The 23,808-nt window shown below is 70.7% G+C and carries 21 protein-coding genes and 5 tRNA genes; 7 read left to right on the top strand and 19 right to left on the bottom strand.

What is annotated here, in order from left to right:
• Positions 1–24 precede the first annotated feature (24 nt).
• The 4 genes from rsmD to rpmB form a co-directional block, all read right to left on the bottom strand.
• Positions 25–609: a 16S rRNA (guanine(966)-N(2))-methyltransferase RsmD gene (rsmD, locus tag IE269_RS27330; RefSeq protein WP_189825819.1), complete on the bottom strand. Its 585-nt coding sequence runs from the start codon at positions 607–609 to the stop codon at positions 25–27.
• 74 nt (positions 610–683) lie between these two features.
• The gene (locus IE269_RS27325; protein WP_189825818.1) at positions 684–3,914 is read right to left on the bottom strand and encodes a helicase-related protein; all 3,231 of its coding nucleotides are present in this window, start codon (positions 3,912–3,914) and stop codon (positions 684–686) included.
• A gap of 48 nt (positions 3,915–3,962) precedes the next feature.
• A complete protein-coding gene (locus IE269_RS27320; RefSeq protein WP_189825817.1) occupies positions 3,963–7,043 on the bottom strand; it encodes an AfsR/SARP family transcriptional regulator in 3,081 nt (1,026 codons plus the stop codon).
• 109 nt (positions 7,044–7,152) lie between these two features.
• Complete coding sequence (gene rpmB, locus IE269_RS27315) at positions 7,153–7,338, bottom strand: 50S ribosomal protein L28 (protein ID WP_003957616.1); 186 nt, start codon at positions 7,336–7,338, stop codon at positions 7,153–7,155.
• A 245-nt stretch (positions 7,339–7,583) separates the two neighbouring features.
• Here rpmB and IE269_RS27310 point away from each other — a divergent pair, with 245 nt between their 5' ends.
• Both IE269_RS27310 and IE269_RS27305 read left to right on the top strand, forming a co-directional pair.
• Positions 7,584–9,254, top strand: coding sequence for a DAK2 domain-containing protein (locus tag IE269_RS27310; protein ID WP_189825816.1), 1,671 nt, complete (start codon positions 7,584–7,586; stop codon positions 9,252–9,254).
• Between the two features lie 197 nt (positions 9,255–9,451).
• Positions 9,452–10,678, top strand: coding sequence for an FAD-dependent monooxygenase (locus tag IE269_RS27305; RefSeq protein ID WP_189825815.1), 1,227 nt, complete (start codon positions 9,452–9,454; stop codon positions 10,676–10,678).
• Here IE269_RS27305 and thiD read toward each other — a convergent pair.
• Positions 10,669–11,508 carry a bifunctional hydroxymethylpyrimidine kinase/phosphomethylpyrimidine kinase gene (gene thiD, locus IE269_RS27300; RefSeq protein WP_189825814.1) on the bottom strand — a complete coding sequence of 280 codons (840 nt, stop codon included), beginning with the start codon at positions 11,506–11,508 and terminating at the stop codon, positions 10,669–10,671. The genes IE269_RS27305 and thiD overlap by 10 nt on opposite strands.
• Before the next feature lie 35 nt (positions 11,509–11,543).
• On the bottom strand, positions 11,544–12,509 hold the full coding sequence (locus IE269_RS27295) for a thiamine-phosphate kinase (protein WP_189825813.1): 966 nt from the start codon (positions 12,507–12,509) through the stop codon (positions 11,544–11,546).
• A gap of 221 nt (positions 12,510–12,730) precedes the next feature.
• Here IE269_RS27295 and IE269_RS27290 point away from each other — a divergent pair, with 221 nt between their 5' ends.
• Together IE269_RS27290 and IE269_RS27285 are read left to right on the top strand one after the other, a co-directional pair.
• Positions 12,731–12,964 (top strand): Lrp/AsnC ligand binding domain-containing protein, encoded by a 234-nt coding sequence (locus IE269_RS27290; RefSeq protein ID WP_189825812.1) that lies wholly within the window; start codon positions 12,731–12,733, stop codon positions 12,962–12,964.
• 20 nt (positions 12,965–12,984) lie between these two features.
• Complete coding sequence (locus tag IE269_RS27285; RefSeq protein WP_189825811.1) at positions 12,985–13,473, top strand: DUF3515 domain-containing protein; 489 nt, start codon at positions 12,985–12,987, stop codon at positions 13,471–13,473.
• Between the two features lie 43 nt (positions 13,474–13,516).
• On the opposite strand, the gene IE269_RS27280 is transcribed toward IE269_RS27285, so the two are convergent.
• The 3 genes from IE269_RS27280 to IE269_RS27270 are packed head-to-tail and all read right to left on the bottom strand — an operon-like array spanning position 13,517 to position 16,504.
• Positions 13,517–14,674 (bottom strand): D-alanine--D-alanine ligase family protein, encoded by a 1,158-nt coding sequence (locus IE269_RS27280; RefSeq protein ID WP_189825810.1) that lies wholly within the window; start codon positions 14,672–14,674, stop codon positions 13,517–13,519.
• 58 nt (positions 14,675–14,732) lie between these two features.
• Positions 14,733–15,731, bottom strand: coding sequence for an NAD(P)H-dependent glycerol-3-phosphate dehydrogenase (locus IE269_RS27275; RefSeq protein ID WP_189825809.1), 999 nt, complete (start codon positions 15,729–15,731; stop codon positions 14,733–14,735).
• Complete coding sequence (locus IE269_RS27270) at positions 15,728–16,504, bottom strand: lysophospholipid acyltransferase family protein (protein WP_189825808.1); 777 nt, start codon at positions 16,502–16,504, stop codon at positions 15,728–15,730. The genes IE269_RS27275 and IE269_RS27270 overlap by 4 nt, the downstream gene beginning before the upstream one ends.
• Positions 16,505–16,732: 228 nt before the next feature.
• On the opposite strand from IE269_RS27270, the gene cofC reads away from it, so the two are divergent.
• Entirely contained in the window at positions 16,733–17,410 is a 678-nt protein-coding gene (gene cofC, locus IE269_RS27265) for a 2-phospho-L-lactate guanylyltransferase (protein WP_189825807.1), read from the top strand.
• Positions 17,411–17,420: 10 nt separating this feature from the next.
• Positions 17,421–17,651: a hypothetical protein gene (locus tag IE269_RS27260; protein WP_189825806.1), complete on the top strand. Its 231-nt coding sequence runs from the start codon at positions 17,421–17,423 to the stop codon at positions 17,649–17,651.
• Positions 17,652–17,789: 138 nt separating this feature from the next.
• Here IE269_RS27260 and IE269_RS27255 read toward each other — a convergent pair whose 3' ends face one another.
• The 4 genes from IE269_RS27255 to leuC all read right to left on the bottom strand — a co-directional run bounded on the left by IE269_RS27255 (position 17,790) and on the right by leuC (position 21,143).
• Positions 17,790–18,473 (bottom strand): HU family DNA-binding protein, encoded by a 684-nt coding sequence (locus tag IE269_RS27255; protein ID WP_189825805.1) that lies wholly within the window; start codon positions 18,471–18,473, stop codon positions 17,790–17,792.
• 161 nt (positions 18,474–18,634) lie between these two features.
• Positions 18,635–18,862, bottom strand: coding sequence for an SCO5555 family protein (locus IE269_RS27250; protein ID WP_189825804.1), 228 nt, complete (start codon positions 18,860–18,862; stop codon positions 18,635–18,637).
• A gap of 257 nt (positions 18,863–19,119) precedes the next feature.
• A complete protein-coding gene (leuD, locus tag IE269_RS27245) occupies positions 19,120–19,713 on the bottom strand; it encodes a 3-isopropylmalate dehydratase small subunit (RefSeq protein WP_189825803.1) in 594 nt (197 codons plus the stop codon).
• Positions 19,714–19,718: 5 nt separating this feature from the next.
• Positions 19,719–21,143, bottom strand: a complete 1,425-nt coding sequence (gene leuC, locus IE269_RS27240; RefSeq protein ID WP_189825802.1) for a 3-isopropylmalate dehydratase large subunit — start codon at positions 21,141–21,143, stop codon at positions 19,719–19,721.
• A 175-nt stretch (positions 21,144–21,318) separates the two neighbouring features.
• Here leuC and ndgR point away from each other — a divergent pair, with 175 nt between their 5' ends.
• Positions 21,319–22,038: an IclR family transcriptional regulator NdgR gene (gene ndgR, locus IE269_RS27235; protein WP_189825801.1), complete on the top strand. Its 720-nt coding sequence runs from the start codon at positions 21,319–21,321 to the stop codon at positions 22,036–22,038.
• A 310-nt stretch (positions 22,039–22,348) separates the two neighbouring features.
• Here ndgR and IE269_RS27230 read toward each other — a convergent pair.
• The 6 genes from IE269_RS27230 to IE269_RS27205 form a co-directional block, all read right to left on the bottom strand.
• Positions 22,349–22,421, bottom strand: a tRNA-Glu gene (locus IE269_RS27230).
• Positions 22,422–22,448: 27 nt separating this feature from the next.
• A tRNA-Gln gene (locus IE269_RS27225) sits at positions 22,449–22,520 on the bottom strand.
• A gap of 48 nt (positions 22,521–22,568) precedes the next feature.
• Positions 22,569–22,641 (bottom strand) — tRNA-Glu (locus IE269_RS27220).
• Positions 22,642–22,704: 63 nt separating this feature from the next.
• Positions 22,705–22,777 (bottom strand) — tRNA-Glu (locus IE269_RS27215).
• Positions 22,778–22,825: 48 nt separating this feature from the next.
• Positions 22,826–22,897 (bottom strand) — tRNA-Gln (locus tag IE269_RS27210).
• A gap of 90 nt (positions 22,898–22,987) precedes the next feature.
• Positions 22,988–23,707 (bottom strand): HAD family hydrolase, encoded by a 720-nt coding sequence (locus IE269_RS27205; RefSeq protein ID WP_189825800.1) that lies wholly within the window; start codon positions 23,705–23,707, stop codon positions 22,988–22,990.
• Positions 23,708–23,808 lie beyond the last annotated feature (101 nt).

Genomic DNA, 23,808 nt, shown 5'->3' with positions numbered 1-23,808 from the left:
GTGGTCCCTCGCTCTCCGGTCCGGTCATCGTGCGTCTTCGCACGGTGAGGCGGCGTGACCGTACCAAAGCGTCCCCTCGCCGTAACGACGGGCCCGCAACGGCTCGAATCCCTTGGGCCACTTGAATTCTCCGCCCCTGGTGCTGCGTTCCACGGTGGCGATCGCGTCCTCGGCGAGCCAGCCCTGGGTCCGCAGTGTGAGGAGAATCTCCCGAAGATCGTCATCGGTGACGGCGTACGGCGGGTCCAGGAAGACGATGTCGTACGGATCGGCGGGCGCCTGCGTGGTCACGACCTGCTCCGCCTTGCCGGCCCGGACCTCGGCTCCGGGCAGCCCCAGCGTGCGTACGTTGTCCCGAATCGTCCGTACGGCCTTCGGGTCGGCCTCCACGAGCAGGGCGTGCACCCCGCCCCGGGACAGCGCTTCGAGCCCGACGGCGCCGGAGCCCGCGTACAGATCGGCGATCCTGACGCCCTCCAGGGTCCCGAGCAGCGCCTCCCAGGTCGAGAACAGGCCCTCGCGCGCGCGGTCGGAGGTGGGGCGGGTGCCGTTGCCCGGCGGTACGGCCAGGCGGCGTCCGCCGGCGGTGCCTGCGATCACGCGGGTCATGGGGTCCTCTGGGTCGTGCCTGCTGGGGGTGTTTCTCGGGTGCGTCTCCTTCCACGATATGGCGTACGGGCCGGTCAGCCCTTGTCCAGGTACTCCTCCCGGTCCTTGTCCAGCAGCGCGTCCAGCGCGGTCCGCAGCTCCGGCAGCCGCTCCAGCTCGGGGTCGTCGGCGACGATCCGGACGGCCTCCTCGCGGGCGGCGGCGATGACCTCCTCGTCCTCGATGACGGCGAGCACGCGCAGCGAGGACCGCACTCCGGACTGGGCCTGTCCGAGCACGTCGCCCTCGCGGCGCTGTTCGAGGTCGATACGGGACAGCTCGAAGCCGTCGAGGGTGGCGGCGACGGCCGCGAGCCGGGCCCTGGCCGGGCTCGCCTCGGGCATCTCGCTCACCAGGAGGCACAGGCCGGGGGCCGATCCTCGTCCGACCCGGCCGCGCAACTGGTGCAGCTGCGAGACCCCGAACCGGTCCGCGTCCATGATCACCATGGCCGTGGCGTTGGGCACGTTGACCCCGACCTCGATGACCGTGGTCGCGACCAGCACGTCCACCTCACCGGCCGCGAACCGGCGCATCACGTCGTCCTTGTCGTCGGGCTGCATCCGCCCGTGCAGCACCTCGACGCGCAGCCCGCCGAGCGCCCCCGTACGGAGCTGTTCGGCGATCTCCAGGACGGCCAGCGGCGGCCTCTTCTCCGGGTCCTCGGCCTCCTCCGCCGCCTTCTTGGACTTCTTCTTCGGCTCGTCCTCGCCGTCCCCGATGCGCGGGCAGACGACGTACGCCTGATGCCCGTTCTCCACTTCTTCCCGCACCCGCTCCCAGGCCCGCGTCAGGAAGTGCGGCTTGTCCTTCGCCGGTACGACGTGGGTGGCGATCGGCGAACGCCCGGCCGGGAGCTGGTCCAGCACGGACGTCTCCAGGTCGCCGAAGACGGTCATGGCGACGGTGCGCGGAATCGGGGTCGCCGTCATGACCAGCAGGTGCGGCGGCTGCTTCCCCTTCGACCGCAGCGCATCCCGCTGCTCGACCCCGAACCGGTGCTGCTCGTCCACGACGACCAGCCCCAGGTCGTGGAACTGCACCTTGTCCTCGATCAGCGCATGCGTGCCGATGACGAGTCCGGCTTCACCGGTGACCAGGTCGAGCAACGCCTGCCTGCGCGCGGGCATCCCCATCGACCCGGTGAGCAGGACGACCTTCGTCCCGAGCACGGACCCACCGAGCATCCCGCCCTCGGCCAGCTCCCCCATCATCTCGACGATCGACCGATGGTGCTGCTGCGCGAGCACCTCGGTGGGCGCCAGCATGGCCGCCTGCCCGCCCGCATCCACGACGGCGAGCATGGCGCGCAGGGCCACCATCGTGTTGTGGGTGACGGTGAAGTGATCCGTCACGTAGGCGTGGCTCGGATGGGCAACGCTGATGCATTGCACTTCCTTGCGGCCTACGTACTCGACCGCCCTGATTCCCCGGCGGAAGGTGTTGTATTTCGGCCTGCCTGTCATCCGCCGCGCCTTCCGCTCCAGCCGGAAGGGCGGGTAGGCATCGGGCAGGGCGACGGACACGTTGAAGGCGGCCTTCTGCGGAAGGACTCTCGCACGTCCTCCGAGGGACCGGACGAGCCATGCCACGTCGTCGGCCAGTCGCCGGGAAGCGGAACAGAACGAGACGGACATGCCGTTGGCCTGCACGGTCCCGTCTGTGTCCATCAACCCCTGCAGGACCGCCAAACGGTTCTTGAGCGACGTGTCCTTGAACTTCGCAGGAACGAACTTGTCGTGCGAGGAAGCTCCCCACAGCCCGAGGGCCCTCAGCTCACTGATGACGGGGTTGCGACGCGTGCCGTCCTTCGGTCCCGTCATGCGGATGGTGAAGTCACAACGGGATCCCGGGACCGGTCGCAACTCGCACTCCGGGGCCACTGTGGAACGCACTGCGGCGATGAGTTCGTCGTCGGCCGAGCTGAAGCGCAGGTTGTGCCGGAACGACCCGTCTCCGAGGAGGAGGCCGAAGAGGTACGGGTCGAAGGGAAGCAGTTCGTCACCTCCGAGATCCACCGGAGCTGCCACGGGGAGATACCACTTCGAGCTTCCATTGGCCTTGTAGGTGTCCGACCTGATCTCGCGTGTGGTCATGACCTTCGGGGCCTGCTCACGGGCCCAGGCGCAACTCGTACCGACGATCCACAGATGCTCGTCGTCGCACTCCACGGACGTGCCGTCGGAGAGCTGAATGCGCCAGACGTCGCGTTTCCCCTGGGGGAAGACTCCGTCCAGTACCGCGATGTCCCCGGACGGCACCACGACTTCGTCTCCGACAGCCATGTCGCCCATGCGCCGGAAGCCCTGCGGCGTCAGCACCAGGGAATCGAGCGGCTGCGCCTTCCCGCTGCCGACCTCCCCCTGGAGCAGCCGGTGCATCGGATGTTCGGTGGCGAGGTCGTCGAAGATCTCCTTGGAGACCTGTCGCTGGCCGTCGGTGAGGGTGAAGGGGAGCTTGGCGTCGAAGGCGTCGAGGAGGCCGTCGGGGGTGGGTTTGCGGGCGACGGCGGGGAGTTGGGTCTCGGCGAACCGGCGGCGGGCCAGGGCGACTTGGAGGACGAAGGCCTCGTCCCACTTGAGGCGGTCGCGGGCGTCGGCGATCTCCGCCTTGGTGCGCGGGCGGTGGATCTTGCGGAAGGCGTCGGGGAGCGGGATCAGGCCCCGGCCCTCGCGGAGGGCGGGCGGGAGCGGGTCGACCAGCTCGGACCAGTTGGTGGCCTCCATGGAGGCCAGGACCAGGTCGACGGTCTTGGCGATCTTCCAGCTCTCCATCTGGGCGCAGGCCGGGTAGAGCGGGATCAGCTGGTTCGCCCAGGCCTCCACCGCGTCGGAGCCCGCGTCCTTGCCGAGCATCTCGTACGCCGGGTGGGAGAGCTGGCGGATGTTGCGGAACATGCCGACCTTGCCGGAGAACATGCCCTTGCGGCCCGGCAGGAGCTCTTTCTGGTGGTGGTAGATCGTCTTGCCGAAGAAGACCAGCTGGAGGCGTCCGCTGCCGTCGGTGAGGGTGACTTCGAGGCGCTGGCCCTTGCCGTTGTTGAACCGCAGGATGCGGGCGTCCGCGACCTGGGCGACGACGGTGGCGTGCTCGTCGAGCGGGAGGTCGGCGAGCTGGGTGAGCTCGCCGCGCTCGGCGTACCGCCGGGGGTAGTGGTGCAGCAGGTCACCGACCGTGTGCAGGTCGAGGTGCTCGGCCATCACCTTCGCGGTGGTGCCGCCGAGTGTCTTCTTGAGTGGTTCGTCGAGCGAGGGCACGAGATCCATTGGACACCATCCCTCTGACAACACCCGTCCCCTGTGGAAAACCCCGCGTCACGCGCGGGCCCGACGCCCCCGCTCGTACGCAGCCCGGTACGCATCCGGGGTCAGCGCAGCGCGGGCCGCCTGCATGGTTCGTACGACGTCGAGGTCGCCCAGCTGGGGTGCCCCGCGATGGGCCTCCGCCTCGCCCAGCAGTTCCGCCGTTCGTCGCGGCGGGCCCGCTTCCGCCCGGGCTTCGGCGAGCTCGGCCAGGATCAGGCGGCCGGGCTGGTTCCGGGCCAGGACGGCGGCCTGGGCGAAGCACTCCTCGGCCAGGTCCCGGTCGCCCTCCGCGAGGGCGGTGCGGCCGAGGCCGAGGAGCACGCGCAGGGTTTCGCCCGTGCCGAACCAGCTGTCCGTTCCGCCGGCGAGCGCCGTTTCGTAGTGCGCGCGAGCGCGGGCCGTGTCCCCGGCGATGCGGGCCGCGTCGCCGAGTCCGCGCAGTGCGCCGGCCGCCTTGTCGGGGACACCGACGGCCCCGGACAGTTGGGCGGAGCGGGTGAAGAGGGCGACGGCCTCGTCGGCGCGGCCCGCGTGCAGCAGGACGTGGCCGCGTCGCATCAGCATGTCGGCGGTCTCCTCGGGGGCACGGAGCTCGGTGACGAGGACGAGTGCTTCGTCCAGGAGTTCCAGCGCCCGGGTGTGGTCGCTGCGCCAGTGCGCGAACGTGGCCAGCGGGTCGAGGGAGTTGGCGATGCCCCAGCGGTCCCCTGTCGCCCGGAAGCCGGTCAGGGCGTCGGTGAAGTCCTCCTCCGCCGGTCCGGGCCGCCCCGCGAACAGGTGCTGGTAGGCGCGGCCCATCCGCAGCAGCGCCGCCGCCCAGGGGCTGCTGTCGCCGTACGCCGCCTCCGTCTCCGGCGGCGCTCCGGTGCTCGTGCGAGGGCCCGACGCGAGGGACCACAGGGTAAGGACGTGCGGCCGGCGCAGGGTGCCGATCAGGCCCGCGATCAGCCGGTCGGCGTGTGCGGTCAGTTCCTCGTCCGCCACGGTGACGGCCGCTCCGGCACGGTGGTCGACGGCCGCGAGCAGGCACAGTACGTATTCCTCCACGAGCCCCTCCGGGGGCTGCTGCCCGGTCCTCTCCAGCACCGCACGGGCCGCCTGTGCCAGTTCCCCCGAGCGTCCGCGCAGCGGTGCGTACCAGGAGAGGCAGGCGATCAGGCGCAGGGAGGTGGCGGTGCCGCCGTGCCGCACGGCCGCCAGGAGGTCGGTGTGCTCGGCCTCGATGCGGTCCAGCCAGTGCAGCTGCGTCGCCCCGCGCAGGTGGGGTTCGGCCTCTTCGGCGAGGTTCAGGAAGTACGCCGCGTGAGCGGCCCGGAACTCCCGTTCCTCCGTGCCCAGTTGCTCCGCGCAGAAGGCCCGGATCGTCTCCAGCATCCGGTAGCGCCCGTCGGTGACCGTCACGAAGGACTTCTCCACGAGGGAGGTCAGGACGTCCTCCGCGTCGACGACCGCGCACACCTCCTGCACGGCATCCGCCGTCGCCCCACCAGCGAACACGGTGAACCTTCGCGCCAGCTCCTGCTCCGCCTCGTCCAGCAGTTCCCAGCTCCACTCCACCACCGCGCGCAGAGTCCGGTGCCGGGGCTCCTTGGTGCGGTCGCCGCGCGACAGCAACCGGAAGCGGTCGTCACCGGAGCCAGCACCGGAACCGGAGCCGCCCAGCCGGTCGCCCAGGCGGTCGGCGAGTTCCTCGACCGTGAGGGTGCGCAGCCTGGCCGCCGCGAGCTCCAGGGCGAGCGGCAGCCCGTCCAGGGCGGCGCACAGCCGCACCGCGCGGGTGTGCCCCTCGGCGCCGGCGCGCAGGTCGATTCCCGGGCGTACCGCTGCCGCGCGCTCCGCGAAGAGGCGCACCGCCGCCGGCTCCCCGAGCGGTTCCACCGTGACCAGCGTCTCCCCGGTGATGGCCAGCGCCTCCCTGCTGGTGGCCAGCACCCGCAGCTGCGGGTGCGCGCCCAGGATCCGTACCGCCAGCGCCGCCGCCCCGTCGACCAGGTGCTCGCAGTTGTCCAGCACGAGGAGCAGACCGGGGAGGGCCGCCAGCGCCGCCAGCAGCCGGTCCAGGGCGTCCGCGCCCCCTGCCCGGTCCGGGAAGCCGCTCTCGCGTACGCCGAGGGCCGCCAGTACGGCGTACGGCAGGCCCGCCGCGTCCGGCACCGGTGCCAGTTCGACGTAGCAGACCGCACCGGGCCACCGCCCCGCACCCTCCTGTGCGAGGCGCGTCTTGCCCGCGCCGCCGGGCCCGGTGAGCGTCACCAGGCGGGCGGTGCGCAGCAGCCCGCCGAGCTGCTGCAGGGCGTCCTCGCGGCCGACGAAGCTGGTGAGCCGGGCGGGCACCGGCCGGGGTGCTGCGGCGCCTTCCGGGCGCAGGAGTTCCAGGTGGAGGGCGGCCAGCTCGGGCGAGGGGTCGGCACCCAGGTGCTCGGCGAGGGTGTGCCGGGCGTCCTCGTACACGGCGAGCCCCTCGGCGGTCCGCCCGGCCGCCCTGAGGGCGCGCATCAGGAGTCCGTACGGGCGCTCCCGCAGCGGTTGTGCGGCGATCAGCTCGCGCAGTTCCGGCACCAGCGCGGTGCCTCCCCCGAGCCCCAGCTCCGCCGCCGCGAGATCCTCCCGGGCGTCGAGCCGGGTCTCTTCCAGGCGACGGGCCTCCGCTGTGACGCAGGGCACGGGCGTCAGGTCGGCGAGGGCGCTCCCCCGCCACAGTGCGAGGCCCTCGCGCAACAGTGCTGCGGCCCGCCCGTGCTCCCCCGCCGCCAGTGCGGTGCGTCCGGCGCGCACAGCGTTCTGGAACAGGTGCACGTCGGTGTCCGCCGGATCCACGTCCAGTCGGTATCCGAAGGGAACTGACTCGATCCGTACGCCGAGCACCTGGAGGCGTCTGCGCAGCCGTGACACCTGTGACTGGAGGGCGTTCGCGGCTCCGGCCGGCGGCTCGTCGCCGTACAAGCCCTCTATGAGGCGTTCAACGCTGACACCACGCCCGGTGCTCAGAAGCAACAGTGCGAGGAGAGTGCGCGGGCGCTCGCCGCCGGGGTCGAGACTCTCACCGGTGTCGGTGCGTATCTCCACGGGGCCCAGCAGTCCGAAGCGCATGCGCCGATTGTGCTCACCGAAGGACAAGAAACGGGCAAGAAAAAACCGGCCCACCCGAGGGTGGACCGGTTCTTCAAGCAACCAGCTAGGTGGCCGCGCTATCTAGACGTCAGCGCGAGACCTTGCCGGCCTTGATGCACGAGGTGCAGACGTTAAGCCGCTTCGGCGTCCGACCGACCACTGCACGCACGCGCTGGATGTTGGGGTTCCAACGACGCGAGGTACGGCGGTGCGAGTGCGAAATGTTGTTGCCGAAGCCCGGCCCCTTGCCGCAGACGTCGCAGTTGGCAGCCACGGTCACTCCAAAGACTTCAGATGCACTTACAGTGAATTCCGGCATGCCGAAAGATCCGAGGATCCTGTGGCGTAGCCGGGGGAATGTCCCGATTTTCATCGGGCAACCGGAGCAGCATACAACGACTGCTCTCGTACAACGAAACTACCACGGCTCCCGGGGACCTCGCCCCGGCCCCTTCTGCCGCCGCCCCTGCCCCGGGGGCTAATCTGCGAGAGTTCCCGCTGCTCAAGGAGGAGGCCCAGGTGCCGCAGTCCCCCGACGACCTCGACGCCGTCGCGGTACGCACCTGGTGCTCGCTGGCTCTCGCCGCCCTGGGTGCGGAGCGCGAGGAGATCGACGCGATCAACGTCTATCCGGTCGCCGACGGGGACACGGGGACGAATCTGTATCTGACGATGGAGTCCGCCGCACAGGCCGTGGAGGCCGTCTTCGCCGCGCACGAGACGGTGACGGGTCCGGCCGCTTCGGCTCCGCTGCTGTCCGATGCGGTACGGGCCATGGCGCACGGTGCGCTGATAGGCGCCCGGGGGAACTCCGGCACGATCCTCTCCCAGCTCCTGCGGGGGATGTCCGAGGAGCTGGCCGCCGCGGAGCGCGCGGACGGGGCGGCGCTGCGCCGGGCCCTGGAGCGGGCGGCGTCCCTGGCGTACGAGGCGGTGGCGCACCCCGTGGAGGGGACGGTGCTGACCGTCGCCACGGCGGCGGCGCAGGCGGCCGCCTCCTCACTGGCCGCCTCCTCACTGGCCGCCTCCTCCTCGGGGGCCGCGTCCGTGTCCGTCGTCGCCCGGGCCGCGTACGAGGGCGCCCGGGCCGCGCTGCCGCAGACCACCGGGCAGCTCGCCGCCCTCGGCCGGGCCGGGGTCGTGGACGCCGGCGGGCGGGGGCTCGTGGCGGTGCTGGGGGTGCTGGTCGAGGCGGTCACGGGGGAAGCGGTGGCCGTACGGGCGAAGGCTCCGGCCCTGCCGCCCGCCGCCGACGACTGTTCCGCGGACCACGCCGACGAGGGCGGGCCCGCCTTCGAGGTGATCTACCTGCTGGAGGCGGACGACGCGGCCGTGGACCGGCTGCGGCACCGGCTCGACGGGCTCGGGGACTCGCTGGTCGTGGTGGGCGGGGACGGGCTGTGGAACGTGCACGTCCATGTGGACGACGCGGGTGCCGCCGTGGAGGCGGGGGTCGAGGCCGGGCGGCCGTACCGGATCCGCATCACGCACTTCGGTACGGACCGGGTGGCTCCGCCGCGTGAGCGCGCGCAGCGGGCGGTCGTCGCGGTGGTTCCCGGCGAGGGCCTGCTGGAACTGTGCATGGAAGCCGGTGCGACGACCGTGCTGGCCCGGCCCGGGGAGCCCCCGGCCAGCGGCGAACTGGTCGAGGCGATCCGGCGGGCGCACGCGCGGGAGGTCGTGCTGCTGCCCAACGACGCCGATCTGCGGCACACGGCTGCGGCGGCCGCCCAGCAGGTACGGACGGAAGGGGTGCGGGTCGCGCTGATCCCGACCCGGGCCGCCGTGCAGGGCATCGCGGCGCTCGCGGTGCACGAGCCGGACCGGCGCTTCGACGAGGACGTCGTCGCGATGACGTCGGCGGCGGGGGCCACCCGGTACGCCGAACTGGCCGTCGCGGAACGGCAGTCGTGGACTACGGCGGGCGTCTGCCAGGCGGGGGACGTACTCGGGCTCATCGACGGGGACGTCGCCGTGATCGGCACGGACGTCGCCGTGACGGCACGGACGGTGCTGGACCGGATGCTGTCGGCGGGGGGTGAGCTGGTGACGCTCGTGCTGGGGGACTCGATGCCGGAGGGGCTCGGTGAGGCGCTCGAAGCCCATGTGCGGGGGCGGCACTTGGCCGTGGACACGGTGGTCTATCGGGGTGGGAGGCAGGCTTCCCCACTCCTGATCGGCATCGAGTAGGTCCCTCCCGGCACCGGGCACGTGAAGCCCCCTGGCCCGCCGGGCCAGGGGGTCCCCAGCCCCGCCCCTCCACCTAAAGCGCTCGGCCGCGCGGCTGGGTGGGTGGCTGGTCGCGCAGTTCCCCGCGCCCCTGAAGGGGCACGGCCCCGTCAGCGCGCGGTCAGTACCCGGTAAGCCCGCCCCGCCACGCTCCCCCCATGACCAAGCAGCCGCAGGACCAGAGCCTCGCCCACCTCCACCTCCTCGTCTCCGGCGCCAGCGTCGCCGGCCCCGCCCTCGCCCTCCAGCTCGCCCGGCGCGGGGCCCGTGTCACCGTCGTCGAGAGGGCGCCCGCGCTGCGGCCCGGCGGGTTCGCCGTGGACTTCCGGGGGCACGTGCACCGGAAAGTCCTTCAGGACATGGGGATCTGGGAGGAGGTGCACGCCCGCCAGACGCACATGGGCGTGCAGACCCTCGTCGACGCCGACGGAAGTCCCCGCATCGAGCTGCCCGCCGCCATGATGAGCGGCGACGTGGAGATCGCCCGCGGTGAACTCGCCGCGATCATGTACGAGCGGACCCGGGACCTGCCCCATGTCACGTACGTCTTCGGGGACTCGGTCGCGAGCCTTCACGAGACCCCGACCGGCGTCGACGTCACCTTCGAGAAGGGTGCGCCCGACACCTTCGACCTCGTCGTCGGCGCCGACGGCCTGCACTCCCGCACCCGCGCCCTCGCCTTCGGCGACGAGTCCCGGTACCTGACGTACCTCGGGTACTGCGTCGCCGGATTCGACGTGCCCAATCATCTGGGGCTCGACCGCACCGCCCGCATCCACAGCGACCCCGGCCGCATGGTCGGCATCGGCAACGCGGACGGCGTCCCCTCCCACGCCGGGGCGACCCTCGTCTTCTCCTCCCCCGAGCGGCTCGACTTCGACCGGCGCGACCTCGCGCAGCAGCAGAAGATCCTCACGGAGCGGTTCCGGGGGATGGGGTGGGAGGCACCGCGCGTCCTCGAAGCGCTGGGCGGGCTCACCTCCGTCGACGAGCTGTACTTCGACGCCATCGCCCAGATCCACGTCGACCGGCTGTCCGTCGGGCGGGTGGTGCTCGTCGGCGATGCCGGGTACGGGGCGACCATGGGCGGCATGGGGACGGGGGCGGCCGTCGTCGCCGCGTACGTCCTGGCCGGTGAGCTGGCGGCGGCGGGCGGCGACCACCGCACCGCCTTCGCCGCGTACGAGGCCGCCTTCGGCGACTTCGCCAAGGGCTGCCAGAAGATCGCGGGCAACGCGGGCCCCTTCCTCGCGCCGCCCACCGCGCGCAAGATCCGGCAGCGGGACCTCACGTACCGGATGCTCTCCGCACGCCCGCTGGCCGGGTTCTTCAAGAAGCTGACCGAGAAAGCGGCGACGGACATCGTCCTGCGCGACTACCCCTGACCCGCGCCCTCCGCCGGGTTCCGCAGCCGCCACCCGTGGTCGACCGGGCCGATGCCCGCGCCCAGTGCGAAGCCCGCCGCGATGGCCTCCGTGACGTACTCCTTCGCGGCGGAGACCGCCTGCGGCACGTCGAGGCCCTTCGCCAGACCGGAGGCGATGGCGGAGGCGAGGGTGCAACCGGTGCCGTGCGTATGGCGGTTGTCGTAGCGAGGGGCGCGCAGCCAGTGCTCGTCGGTGCCGTTCGTGAGCAAGTCGACGGCGTCGCCCGGGAGATGACCGCCCTTGATCAGCACCCAGCGCGGCCCGCAGGCGAGGAGCGCGTCCGCCGCCTCGCGCATCCCGTCCTCCGACTCCACGCGTACGCCCGTGAGTTGGGCCACTTCGTCGAGGTTCGGGGTGGTGACGGTGGCCGTCGGCAGGAGGTGCTTGCGTACGGACTCCACGGCCGAGGGGGCGAGCAGGGAGTCGCCGTGCTTGGAGACGCCCACCGGGTCCACGACGACGGGCGCGTCGGTGGCGGCGAGGAGGGCCGCCACCTCCTCGACCAGTTCGGCGGAGGAGAGCATCCCGGTCTTCACGGCCTGCACGCCGATGTCGTCGACGACGCTGCGGTACTGGGCGCGCACCGCCTCCACCGGAAGGTCCCAAACCCCCTGCACACCAAGGGAGTTCTGGGCGGTGACGGCGGTCAGCACGCTCATCCCGTGCACGCCCAGGGCCAGCATCGTCTTCAGGTCCGCCTGGATGCCCGCACCGCCGCCGGAGTCGGAACCGGCGACGGTGAGCACGCAGGGGAGCACGCCGTGACGTGCGGCAGGAGTTATTCGCATACCTGCGAATGTAGCGCGGCCGTACGCCGCACAGATCAGCCCTCGATGTCCCCGAAGTGGTCCCAGCCGCCCTTGTTGGTCCAGGGCGCCCCGTCGACCGTCACCTGCGGCAGCGCGGACGGGTTGAGGACCTCGCCGATGACCTTCCAGCGGGCGGGCAGTTTCACGTCCGGCGGGAAGGTCGCCACGATCGCGTGGTCCTCTCCCCCGGTCAGCACCCACTGGATCGGGTCGACGCCGACGGCCTGCCCGATGTCCGACATCTGGGTCGGGATGTCGATGAGACCCGAGCGCAGGTCGATGCGGACCTTGCTGGCCTCGGCGATGTGCCCGAGGTCGGCGACCAGGCCGTCGCTGACGTCGGTCATCGCGGTCGCGCCGAGCCCGGCCGCCGCGGGGCCCGCGTGGTACGGCGGTTCCGGCCTGCGGTGCGCCTCGACGAAGGCGCGCGGCGAGCGGAAGCCGCGCGAGAGGACCGCGTGCCCGGCCGCGGACCAGCCCAGCCACCCGGTCACGGCCACCACGTCGCCGGGGCGGGCCCCGGAACGTACGACCGGCTCATGATTGCGCAGGTCGCCGAGCGCGGTGATCGCGACGGTGATGGTGTCTCCCCGTACGACATCGCCTCCGACCACGGCCGCGCCCGCGACCTGGCACTCGTCGCGCAGCCCGTCCATCAGCTCGGTGGGCCAGGTGGCCGGGAGTTCGGCGGGGACGACCAGGCCGAGGAGGAGTGCGGTGGGTACGGCGCCCATGGCCGCGATGTCGGCGAGGTTCTGGGCGGCGGCCTTGCGGCCCACGTCGTACGCCGTCGACCAGTCGCGCCGGAAGTGCCGCCCCTCCAGGAGGATGTCGGTGCTCGCGACGACCCGCCGGTCCGGTGCCGCGACGACCGCCGCGTCGTCGCCGGGCCCGAGCCGTACGGCCGGGGTGGAGGTGAGGCGGGAGGTCAGCTCTCTGATGAGGCCGAACTCTCCCAGCTCGCCCACGGTGCCCTTCATGAATGTGCCCCTTCTGCCCCAGTGCGCTTGCGGTCGCGAGCCAGCACTGCTCTAGGTACCGTCAACGTGTACGTCAACTTCTGTTCGCCGCACGCCTCGATGCGCTTCTCGCGCACGGGCGTGACCGGCCGCGCAAGTCTCCCCACCGCCCGCGACGACACGGTACGGTGGCGTCTCTTTCCCCCACCCCACATGATCCTCGTGGCCGCCTTGGAGGTTCCGTGGTACAGGCGTACATCCTCATCCAGACCGAAGTCGGCAAGGCTTCGACGGTCGCCGATCTGATCGGCAAGATAACGGGAGTCATCCAGGCCGAGGACGTGACAGGACCCTACGACGTGATCGTGCGGGCCCAGTCGGACACCGTGGACGAGCTCGGTCGCATGGTGGTCGCCAAGATCCAGCAGGTGGACGGCATCACGCGCACTCTGACCTGCCCGGTTGTCCACTTGTAGCCCCGTCTACGCTTGGTCGCATGGCTTCCTCGACCCACCGGCTCCGCCGTGCCTCGGCCGCCGCAGCGCTCCTGCTGTCGGCGGCCGTTGCCTGTTCTCCCAGCGACGGTTCCGCGGCCGTGGCGGTTCCTTCGCCGGACGCCGAGGTCGCGGGGTACTGCAAGGCGCTCCACAGGGAGCTGCCGGCCAAGGTCATGGACGACGTGGCGCGCCGCGACACCTCGCCCGATTCCGCGTACACGGCGGCCTGGGGCGACCCCGCGATCGTACTGCGCTGCGGCATCGAGCGGCCCGCCGAGGTCCTGGACCCGCAGAACAACGCGGCGGAGGTCAACGGCGTGGGGTGGGTCGTGGACGACCGGGGCGACGACGGAATCCGCTTCATCTCCCGCTACCGGGAGGCGTACGTGGAACTGCTGGTCCCCGCCTCGTACCACCCGGACGCGAGCATCCTGGTCGACTTCGCGAAGCCCGTCGAGAAGACGATCCCCAAGACCGTCGACGACTGAGCCGGTCCGCCCCGGGGCGGACCGGCCCGTGTCACCGAAGGGTTCAGCGCAGGCCGGTCGAGCGGCGCAGCGCCGCCTGGATCAGCAGGTCGACCAGCTCCGGGTAGGAGACGCCGGTCTCCTGCCACATGCGCGGGTACATGGAGATCGGCGTGAAGCCCGGCATCGTGTTGATCTCGTTGATCACGAACTCGCCGTTGTCCTGGAGGAAGAAGTCCGCCCGGACCAGGCCCTCGCAGGACGCCGCGTCGAACGCCGCGACCGCGAGCCGCTGGAGTTCGGCGGTCTGCTCGGGCGTCAGCGGTGCGGGGACGATTCCGGCCGCCGAGTCGATGTACTTGGCCTCGAAGTCGTAGAAGTCGTGCGCGGAGACCGGCGGGATCTCGGCGGGCACGCTCGCCCGCGGCCCGTCCTCGAACTCCAGCACCCCGCACTCGATCTCGCGCCCGGTGAGCAGCGACTCGACCAGCACCTTCGGGTCGTGGCGCTGCGCCTCCTCGATCGCCTCGTCAAGACCGGAGAGGTCGTTCACCTTGGTGATGCCCATCGAGGAACCACCGCGCGCGGGCTTCACGAAGAGCGGCCAGCCGTGCTCCCCGGCGAAGTCCACGATCCGCTTGCGGGCGGCCGAGGGGTCGGCGGCCCACTCGCGGGGGCGGATCACCTCGTACGGGCCGACCGGCAGCCCGAAGGAGACGAAGACCCGCTTCATGTACTCCTTGTCCTGGCCGACGGCCGAGGAGAGAACGCCCGAGCCGACGTACGGGACGCCGGAGAGCTCCAGCAGACCCTGGAGGGTGCCGTCTTCTCCGTACGGACCGTGCAGGACCGGGAAGACGACGTCGACCTCGCCGAGCGCCTTGGGCACGGAGCCCGGCTCGCTGTAGACGACCTCGCGGTTGGCCGGGTCGACGGACAGCACCACGGACGCCTCGGAGGCGTCGGTGAGCTGCTCGACGTTGGGGACCTTGCGGTCGGTGATCGCCATCCGGTCGGGTTCGTCGGCGGCCAGCACCCAACGCCCGTCCAGGGTGATGCCGATCGGCAGCACGTCGTACTTCTCGCGGTCGATGGCCCGCATGACGGCGCCGGCCGTGACGACCGAGATGCCGTGCTCGGAGCTGCGACCGCCGAAGACGACGGCCACACGCGGCTTGCGGGGCTCCTGGTCAGGGCTCTGGGGGAGGTTCTCGCTGCTCATATCGGCTTGAGGGTACCCGAGGTGCCCCCGCGCACCCCTGGCGGACGCCGCGTGGAACTCAGCGTTCCGGCTTGGCGCTGCGCGACATCAGCTCCTTCACCGCGACCAGCGGCGGCTTGCCCTCGTGGACGATGCTCACCACCGTCTCGGTGATCGGCATCTCGACGCCGTGCCGGGTCGCCAGATCCAGTACGGACTCGCAGGACTTGACGCCCTCGGCGGTCTGCTTGGTGGCGGCGACGGCCTCCTGGAGCGTCATGCCGCGCCCCAGGTTGGTGCCGAAGGTGTTGTTGCGCGACAGCGGCGAGGAGCAGGTGGCGACCAGGTCGCCCATGCCCGCGAGCCCGGCGAAGGTGTGCGCGTCGGCGCCCATCGCGAGGCCGAGCCGGGTGGTCTCGGCGAGGCCGCGGGTGATGAGGGAGGCCTTGGTGTTGTCGCCCATGCCCATGCCGTTGGTGATGCCGACGGCCAGCGCGATGACGTTCTTGACCGCGCCGCCCAGCTCCACGCCGACCACGTCGGTGGTGGTGTACGGGCGGAAGTACGGGGTGTGGCAGGCGGCCTGGAACCGCACCGCCGCGTCCTCGTCGCGGCAGGCGACCACGGCGGCGGCGGGGTGCCGGGCGGCGATCTCCTTGGAGAGGTTGGGCCCGCTGAGCACGGCGACCCGCTCTTCGGGCACCTTCGCGACCTCGGCGATCACCTCGCTCATGCGCTTGGCGGTGCCGAGCTCGACGCCCTTCATCAGCGATACGAGGACGGAGTCGGCCGGCAGGAGGTCCTTCCAGCCGCTCAGGTTCTCCCGGAGCGTCTGCGAGGGGATGCACAGCACCGCGAAGTCCGCGCCCGAGGCGGCCTCGGCGGCGTTGGCGGTTGCGGTGATGCCGTCCGGGAGCTGCACGCCGGGCAGGTAGTCGGGGTTGGTGCGCGTGGCGTTGATGACGTCCGCGCGCTCCGCGTTGCGGCCCCACAGGGACACCTCGCAGCCCGCGTCGGCGAGCACCATGCCGAAGGCGGTCCCCCAGGAGCCGTTGCCGAAGACGGCGACCCGTGTCACTTGGTGTTCTCCCCCGACTGCTGCTGCTTCTTCTTCTCGTTGGCCTTGCGACGCTGCTCGGCCCGTGCCTTGCGGTGGTCGTACACCTCGGCGGGCACCGGCTCCTGCCGTACCTCCGCGAGGAGTTCGGTGATGGCGGCCATGATGGCCTCGGTCGCCTCGCGGAGCACGTCCGGCGTGGGTTCCTTGTCGTAGAACCGCTCCAGGTCCACCGGCGGTCCGGCCAGCACCTGGAGGGTCTTGCGCGGGAAGAAGTGCGTCTTCTTGCCCTTGGCGTACGGCGGCATCGCGAGGTTGGCGCCCCACTGGGCGACCGGGATCACGGGCACCTTGGTCTGGAGTGCCACGCGGGCGGCGCCGGTCTTGCCGGCCATCGGCCACATGTCGGGGTCGCGGGTGAGGGTGCCCTCCGGGTAGAAGGCCACGCACTCGCCGCGCTCGATGGCGTCGATGGCGGCCCGGAAGGCGTTCATCGCGTCGGTGGTCTCCCGGTAGACCGGGATCTGGCCGGTGCCGCGCAGCATCATGCCGACGAACGGGGTCTTGAAGAGCCCCGCCTTGGCCAGGAAGCGCGGTACGCGGCCGGTGTTGTACTGCCAGTGCGCGTACGACAGGGGGTCCACGTAGGAGTTGTGGTTCACGGCGGTGATGAAGCCGCCGTCCGCCGGAATGTGCTCCATTCCGCGCCAGTCCCGCTTGAAGAGCACAAGCAGCGGGGGTTTGGCGATGACCGCGGCCAGGCGGTACCAGAAGCCGATTCTGCGGCGGGACACTCGGGACACCTTCCTCTAGGACCCTGGCCACTGCACCCCGTGTGCACTTGTGCGCCTGGTTCAGGCGGACAAGTGTCGCCCCGGGTCCCTCGTCTGTCGAGAACACCGTACGCCCCGGTCCGGGGACCGGGCCTCCTGGCCGGGGAGGTGCTGGGGCGACAATGGGCCCGTCCGCCTCCCCGAACCCTCGCGCCGCCCGGCAGGGCACCGGACGAAAGGCCCTCCCCCTTGAACGCGTCCCGGACCCCCCGCTGGTCCCTGGTGGTGCCGCTGAAGCCCTTGGCACGGGCGAAGAGCAGGCTCCTGCCCGCCGCCGGAGAGGTGCTGCGGCCGGGCCTCGCGCTGGCGTTCGCGCAGGACACCGTGGCCGCCGCGCTGGCCTGTGAGGCGGTCCGCGATGTGGTGGTCGTCACGGACGACCCGGTGGCGTCCGCCGCGCTCGCCGAGTTGGGCGCCCGGACCGTCCCGGACTCCCCCGCCGCCGGTCTCAACGCGGCGCTCGCACACGGAGTGCGTACGGTACGGTCCCGCCGCCCCGGTGCTTTCGTCGCCGCCCTCAACGCGGACCTGCCCGCGCTGCGTCCATCCGAATTGCTGCGCGTGCTCAATCGGGCGACGGAATTTCCGCGCGCATTTCTGACCGACGCCGCAGGAATCGGAACTACATTCCTTTCCACTGCGCCAGAAGTGGAATTCCGGCCCTCGTTCGGGGGACCCTCCCGTATCCGGCACATGATTTCGGGTGCGGAGGAACTGCTGCTCGAATTGGTGGATTCCGTACGTCAGGACGTGGATACGGGCGACGATCTGCGCACCGCGTTCGCCCTGGGGGTGGGCCCGCACACGGCCGCCCTCTCCCCCGCCTTCGCCGAGGCTTCCGCCCTCATCTCGCCGGACAGGCCCTAGGCTTTCCGGCATGCAGGCGACCGCGTACACGTACGACCCCGAGACCCGCAGCGGCAGTGTGCTGCTCGACGACGGCACTCCGGTGCCCTTCGACGCGGCGGCCTTCGACGCGGGCGGGCTGCGGCTGCTGCGCGCCGGTCAGCGCGTGCGCATCGAGACGGCGGACGGCCAGACGGCCGGTGGGGCGTCCGGCGCGGGCTCGCCCTCCCGGATCACCCTGGTGACCCTCCAGACCTTCTGAGCGGGGCTCCTGGGGCCGGACGAGGCCCCTGTGGCGCGAGGGGCCGGGCCTCTCGCACGTACACCTGCCGAAAAACACCGCGGGCCGGGCTCCCCGGAGGGAGCCCGGCCCGGCGTGTGAGTACCGCGTCGCCCAGAACTACTTCTTCTTGGCGGTGGTCTTCTTCGCGGTGGTCTTGCGCGCCGTGGTCTTCTTGGCCGGGGCCTTCTTGGCGGTGGCCTTCTTCGCCGGGGCGGTCTTCTTGGCGACGGCCTTCTTGGCGGTGGTCGCCGTGGCCTTCTTGGCCGGAGCGGCCTTCTTCGCCGTGGCGGTCGCCTTCTTGGCGGTCGCGGTGGCCTTCTTCGCCGTGGTCTTCTTCGCCGTCGCCGTCGCCTTCTTGGCGGCCGTCGCGGTGGTCTTCTTCGCGGCGGTGGTCTTCTTCGTCGCGGTCGCCTTCTTGGCGGTGGCCTTCTTGGCCGCGGCCTTGGCGGTCGTACGGGTGGAAGAACCGCCCGACAGGCTGCCCTTGGGCGCCTTCTTCACGGCCACGTCGTTCTTCGGGAGCTTCTTCGAGCCCGCGACGAGGTCCTTGAAGCCCTGACCGGCGCGGAAGCGCGGCACGGACGTCTTCTTGACCCGGACGCGCTCACCCGTCTGCGGGTTGCGGGCGTAACGGGCCGGACGGTCCACCTTCTCGAACGAGCCGAAACCGGTGACCGAGACGCGGTCGCCGGCGACGACGGCGCGGACGATCGCGTCCAGGACGGCGTCCACGGCGTCAGCGGCCTGCTGACGGCCGCCGACCTTGTCGGCAATCGCTTCTACGAGCTGGGCCTTGTTCACGTCTTCCCCTTCGGAGACATTGCCGGAACGAAATGTCCAGGCTTATTCGCACGTTAGGCAGATATATACCGCAAATCAAACACGAAACGGGCTAATCACCCTAGTGCCGCAACGTTGTAGGTCTTACGGGAGTCCTCAGAGGAGTTCCGAAGCCCCAGTTGCTAGTCGACTTCGGGGAATCGGCCTTCGTCGAGGTCCATCAGGAACCTGCTCAGACGCCGGTCGGCAGTCGCGAGATCGTGTTTCGCCGCGGCCGATATGACCAGCAGCTTCCGGTTCAGCGCCATCCGTACGCCCTCCGGGACTTGCAGTGCACGCACCCGCGTGTGTGCTTCTTTCAGTTGGTCCGCGACCGCCTCGTACAGCTTGAGTTGGCTGTCTCGTTCCATGCACCGATTGTGCCATCTGGGGCGAGTTGTCGCCTCCGCCGGGGGCAACTAACGGAATTCCAGGCTCCATCAGCCCCTCAAGTCACTTCTGACCCACTGCCCAACTCCCGTACTCACAAGCGCAGTTGAGACCCGGAACACAGTTCGGCGCCCCCTGCCACGAATGGCGGGGGGCGCCGAAAGTGAGGCGTGGATCTCAGGCCGAACGGGCTACGGGAGACCCGGAAACGAGTCCCTCGGAAGGGTCCGGCGGGGGATCAGGCGCGGATCGTACTCGGCTTGTGGGCCGGGCGGCCGGATTCGTACGCCGCGATCGCGTCCTCGTTCTGGAGCGTGATGGAGATGTCGTCCAGGCCGTTGAGGAGGCGCCAGCGGGCGTTCTCGTCCAACTCGAAGTCGGCCGTGATGCCCTGGGCCCGCACCTGCCGGTCCTGGAGATCAACGGTGATTTCGGCGTCCGGGTCGGCCTCGACGAGCGACCACAGCCGGTCCACCGTCTCCTGCGGCAGAACCACCGTGAGCAGGCCGTTCTTGAGCGAATTGCCCCGGAAGATGTCCGCGAAGCGGGAGGAGACAACTGTCTTGAAACCGTAGTTCTGGAGGGCCCAGACGGCGTGCTCGCGGCTGGAACCGGTGCCGAAGTCGGGTCCGGCGACCAGCACGGAGGCACCCTGGCGCTCCGGCTTGTTGAGCACGAACTCCGGGTCCTTGCGCCAGGCCTCGAAGAGCCCGTCCTCGAAGCCGTCCCTGGTCACCTTCTTGAGCCAGTGGGCGGGGATGATCTGGTCGGTGTCCACGTTGGAGCGGCGCAGGGGCACGGCCCGGCCGGTGTGCGCGGTGAAAGCTTCCATGGTTCTCAGGCCTCCACGAGGGCGGTTGCGTCGGTCAGGTCGGCGGGCGACGCCAGATGGCCGAGGACGGCCGTGGCGGCTGCCACCTGCGGCGACACCAGGTGCGTACGACCGCCCTTGCCCTGCCGGCCCTCGAAGTTGCGGTTGGAGGTGGACGCGGAGCGCTCACCGGGGGCCAGCTGGTCGGGGTTCATGCCCAGGCACATCGAGCAGCCCGCGTGCCGCCATTCGGCCCCGGCGGCGGTGAACACCTTGTCCAGGCCCTCGTCCATGGCCTGGAGCGCGACGCGCACCGAACCGGGGACGACCAGCATCCGGACGCCGTCGGCCACCGAGCGGCCCTCGACGACGGAAGCGGCGGCGCGCAGGTCCTCGATGCGGCCGTTCGTGCAGGAACCCACGAAGACCGTGTCGACCTTGATGTCACGCAGCGCCTGCCCGGCCGTCAACCCCATGTATTCCAGGGCCTTTTCGGCGGCGTTGCGCTCCGAAGCGTCTTCGTACGAAGCCGGGTCGGGGACGTTGGCCGACAGCGGAGCGCCCTGGCCGGGGTTGGTGCCCCAGGTGACGAACGGGGCCAGCGAGGCGGCGTCGACGACGACCTCCGCGTCGAAAACCGCGTCCTCGTCGGACTTGAGCGTCTTCCAGTACGCCACGGCGGCGTCCCAGTCCTCGCCCTGGGGCGCGTGGTCACGGCCCTTCAGGTAGTCGAAGGTGGTGGCGTCGGGGGCGATCATGCCCGCCCGGGCGCCGGCCTCGATCGACATGTTGCAGATGGTCATGCGGGCTTCCATCGACAGCTTCTCGATGGCCGCGCCCCGGTACTCCAGGATGTAGCCCTGACCGCCGCCGGTGCCGATCTTCGCGATGATCGCCAGGATCAGGTCCTTGGCGGTGACTTCGGCGGGCAGTTCGCCGTCGATGGTGATGGCCATCGTCTTGGGGCGGGCCAGCGGCAGCGTCTGGGTGGCCAGCACGTGTTCCACCTGCGAGGTGCCGATGCCGAACGCCAGCGCGCCGAATGCGCCGTGCGTGGAGGTGTGCGAGTCGCCGCAGACCACCGTGGTGCCCGGCTGGGTCAGTCCCAGCTGCGGTCCCACCACGTGGACGACGCCCTGCTCGACGTCGCCCAGCGGGTGCAGCCGGACCCCGAACTCGGCGCAGTTCTTGCGCAGCGTCTCCAGCTGGACCCGGGAGACCGGGTCCGCGATCGGCTTGTCGATGTCGAGGGTCGGGGTGTTGTGGTCCTCGGTGGCGATGGTGAGGTCGATACGCCGTACCTCGCGGCCGTTCTTGCGCAGCCCGTCGAAGGCCTGCGGGCTGGTGACCTCGTGCAGCAGGTGAAGGTCGATGAAGAGGAGATCGGGCTCTCCTTCAGCACGCCGGACGACATGGTCGTCCCAGACCTTCTCCGCGAGTGTCCTACCCATCGCTTTCCCTCCGGCCGGCGGCTTTGCCGGCTCAACTAGAGATGTCGGTTCACCCCGCCCGGACCCCCCGTACGGGGCGGTGACCGCGGGCCGTTGTACGGCCGCCGGTACAGCGTGACAAGTTCGTTGGAAAATTGAACTTGCGTTTCACAGAGTGAGACGCGAGTATCGACGCATGGACAACTCTAGCGGCGTCGGCGTTCTCGACAAGGCGGCGCTCGTGCTGAGCGCCCTGGAGTCCGGTCCGGCCACCCTCGCGGGGTTGGTCGCGGCCACCGGGCTCGCACGACCCACGGCACACAGGCTCGCCGTGGCTTTGGAACACCACCGGCTGGTGGCACGGGACATGCAGGGCCGTTTCATTCTCGGCCCCCGGCTCTCCGAACTGGCCGCGGCGGCCGGCGAGGACCGCCTCCTGGCCACCGCAGGACCGGTACTGACCCACCTGCGCGACGTGACGGGCGAGAGCGCGCAGCTCTACCGCCGCCAGGGCGACATGCGCATCTGCGTCGCCGCGGCGGAACGGCTGTCCGGACTTCGGGACACGGTCCCGGTGGGCTCCACGCTCACCATGAAGGCCGGTTCCTCCGCGCAGATCCTGATGGCCTGGGAGGAGCCGGAGCGCCTGCACCGGGGCCTGCAGGGCGCCCGCTTCACGGCCACGGCCCTCTCCGGGGTACGTCGCCGGGGCTGGGCCCAGTCGATCGGCGAGCGCGAGCCGGGCGTGGCCTCGGTCTCCGCCCCGGTGCGCGGACCCTCCAACCGCGTGGTCGCGGCCGTCTCGGTCTCCGGTCCGATCGAGCGCCTGACCCGTCACCCGGGCCGGATGCACGCCCAGGCGGTCATCGACGCGGCGGCCCGCCTCTCGGAGTCCCTGCGCCGCTCGGGCAGTTGACGCCCGCCCCCTCCCAACACCCCTTGTCCGTACGTCACTTCAGCCGAAGCCCCGAACTCCCGCGCCACGCACCGGAGTTCGGGGCTTCGGCCGCGCAGGGGTCGGGGCGCTCCCGCCCGGCGCCGGTTCCTGACCGGCGAGGCCGGCGGAATTCACCGCGGAATTCCGCCCGCCCTTTCCCCGTACCGCAATCCGAATTCCCGGACCCGGAAGAAGCCGCGGAATTCCAGCGTCCCGACAGGAGCATCCTCACCGGTGCCCGGACATGCGAGAAGGCCCCGCATCAGTGATGCGGGGCCTTACCTGTGCGTACCCCCGACCGGATTCGAACCGGCGCTACCGCCTTGAGAGGGCGGCGTGCTAGGCCGCTACACAACGGGGGCTTGCTCTATGTGCAGTTGTGATCTGCGCTGGGCTACCAGGACTCGAACCTAGAATGACGGTACCAGAAACCGTAGTGTTGCCAATTACACCATAGCCCATGGTGGTTGAGACCATTTTGAAATTTGATTCGCACTGGTTTTAACCAGTACCCCCGACCGGATTCGAACCGGCGCTACCGCCTTGAGAGGGCGGCGTGCTAGGCCGCTACACAACGGGGGCCCTAGCGATCCTCGCGTCGACACATCCAGGAGCGACCTGAAGGTGTCGGAAAGAAAGGATCTGTACCCCCGACCGGATTCGAACCGGCGCTACCGCCTTGAGAGGGCGGCGTGCTAGGCCGCTACACAACGGGGGCCCTAGCAGAGCTGCATCTTGATCTATGAACTTCAACAGCTCTTGCAAGCTGGGCTACCAGGACTCGAACCTAGAATGACGGTACCAGAAACCGTAGTGTTGCCAATTACACCATAGCCCACCAAAACTCAACCCCCTGACCGGGGGTCTTCGTTCGGCTTGCGCTTCCCGGCCGGACCTTTCGGCCCTCTCGGGCGGCGCAGAAAGAACATTACCCGAAGGTTCCCGGGGCTCCAAAACGGGTATTGCCCGCCAGCAGGTCAGGGACCTGATCCAGCCCCGAGACGCTCACCAGCTCGGGCCGTCCGCCCCTGCCGGTGCGGTCCAGCCAGATGCCGTTCAGGCCCGCGGCAACGGCTCCCAGGGCGTCGATGTCCGGCTCGTCCCCGATGTACGCGACCTGCTCGGGCGGCAGCCCCAGCGCGTCGCAGGCGGCGTGGAAGGCCCCGGGCGCCGGCTTGGAGAGTCCCAGCTCGGCGGCGCACAGGACGGCCTCGAAGCGGTCCCAGACGCCCAGGACCTTCAGCTTCCGCTCCTGGACGGCCAGGCTGGAGTTCGACAGCACCGCGTGCCGGTAGCCGTCGCCAAGGGCGTCCAGGACCGGCACGGCGTCCGGGAAGAGGGCCCAGGCGGCCTCGAAGTGGACGAGGTGGCGGGCGAACCAGTCGTCGGCCTCCCGGTCGCTCAGCGGGCCGCCCAGGAAGCCCTCCACGCGGGCCCGGCGCTGTTCGTCGAAGGTGCACTCCCCCGCCGCGAAGCGCGCCCAGTGCAGCTTCATCAGCTCCCGCCACCGGGCCAGGGCCTGCTCGGCGCTCTCGTACCCGGCGGGCAGCCCCTCGGCGGCGAACTGGGAGCGCATCCCGGCGAGGTCGGCGGAGGTGTAGTCGAAGAGGGTGTCGTCGATGTCCCAGAGGACGGCACGGATCGCCATGCGGGCCAGGCTAGGTGCCCGGGGGCGGTGACGTAAGTCGCACTCGTACCTCTGACGACGCGGAGAAGGGGCGGCAGCCGGTGGGTACCGGCTGCCGCCCC

Origin of the sequence: Streptomyces spiroverticillatus, assembly GCA_014650415.1 — a bacterium.
In the GTDB taxonomy this organism is placed as follows: Bacteria; Actinomycetota; Actinomycetes; order Streptomycetales; family Streptomycetaceae; genus Streptomyces; species Streptomyces spiroverticillatus.
Note: the sequence above shows the minus strand (reverse complement) of the source record. Positions and strands in the feature narration are given on the sequence as shown.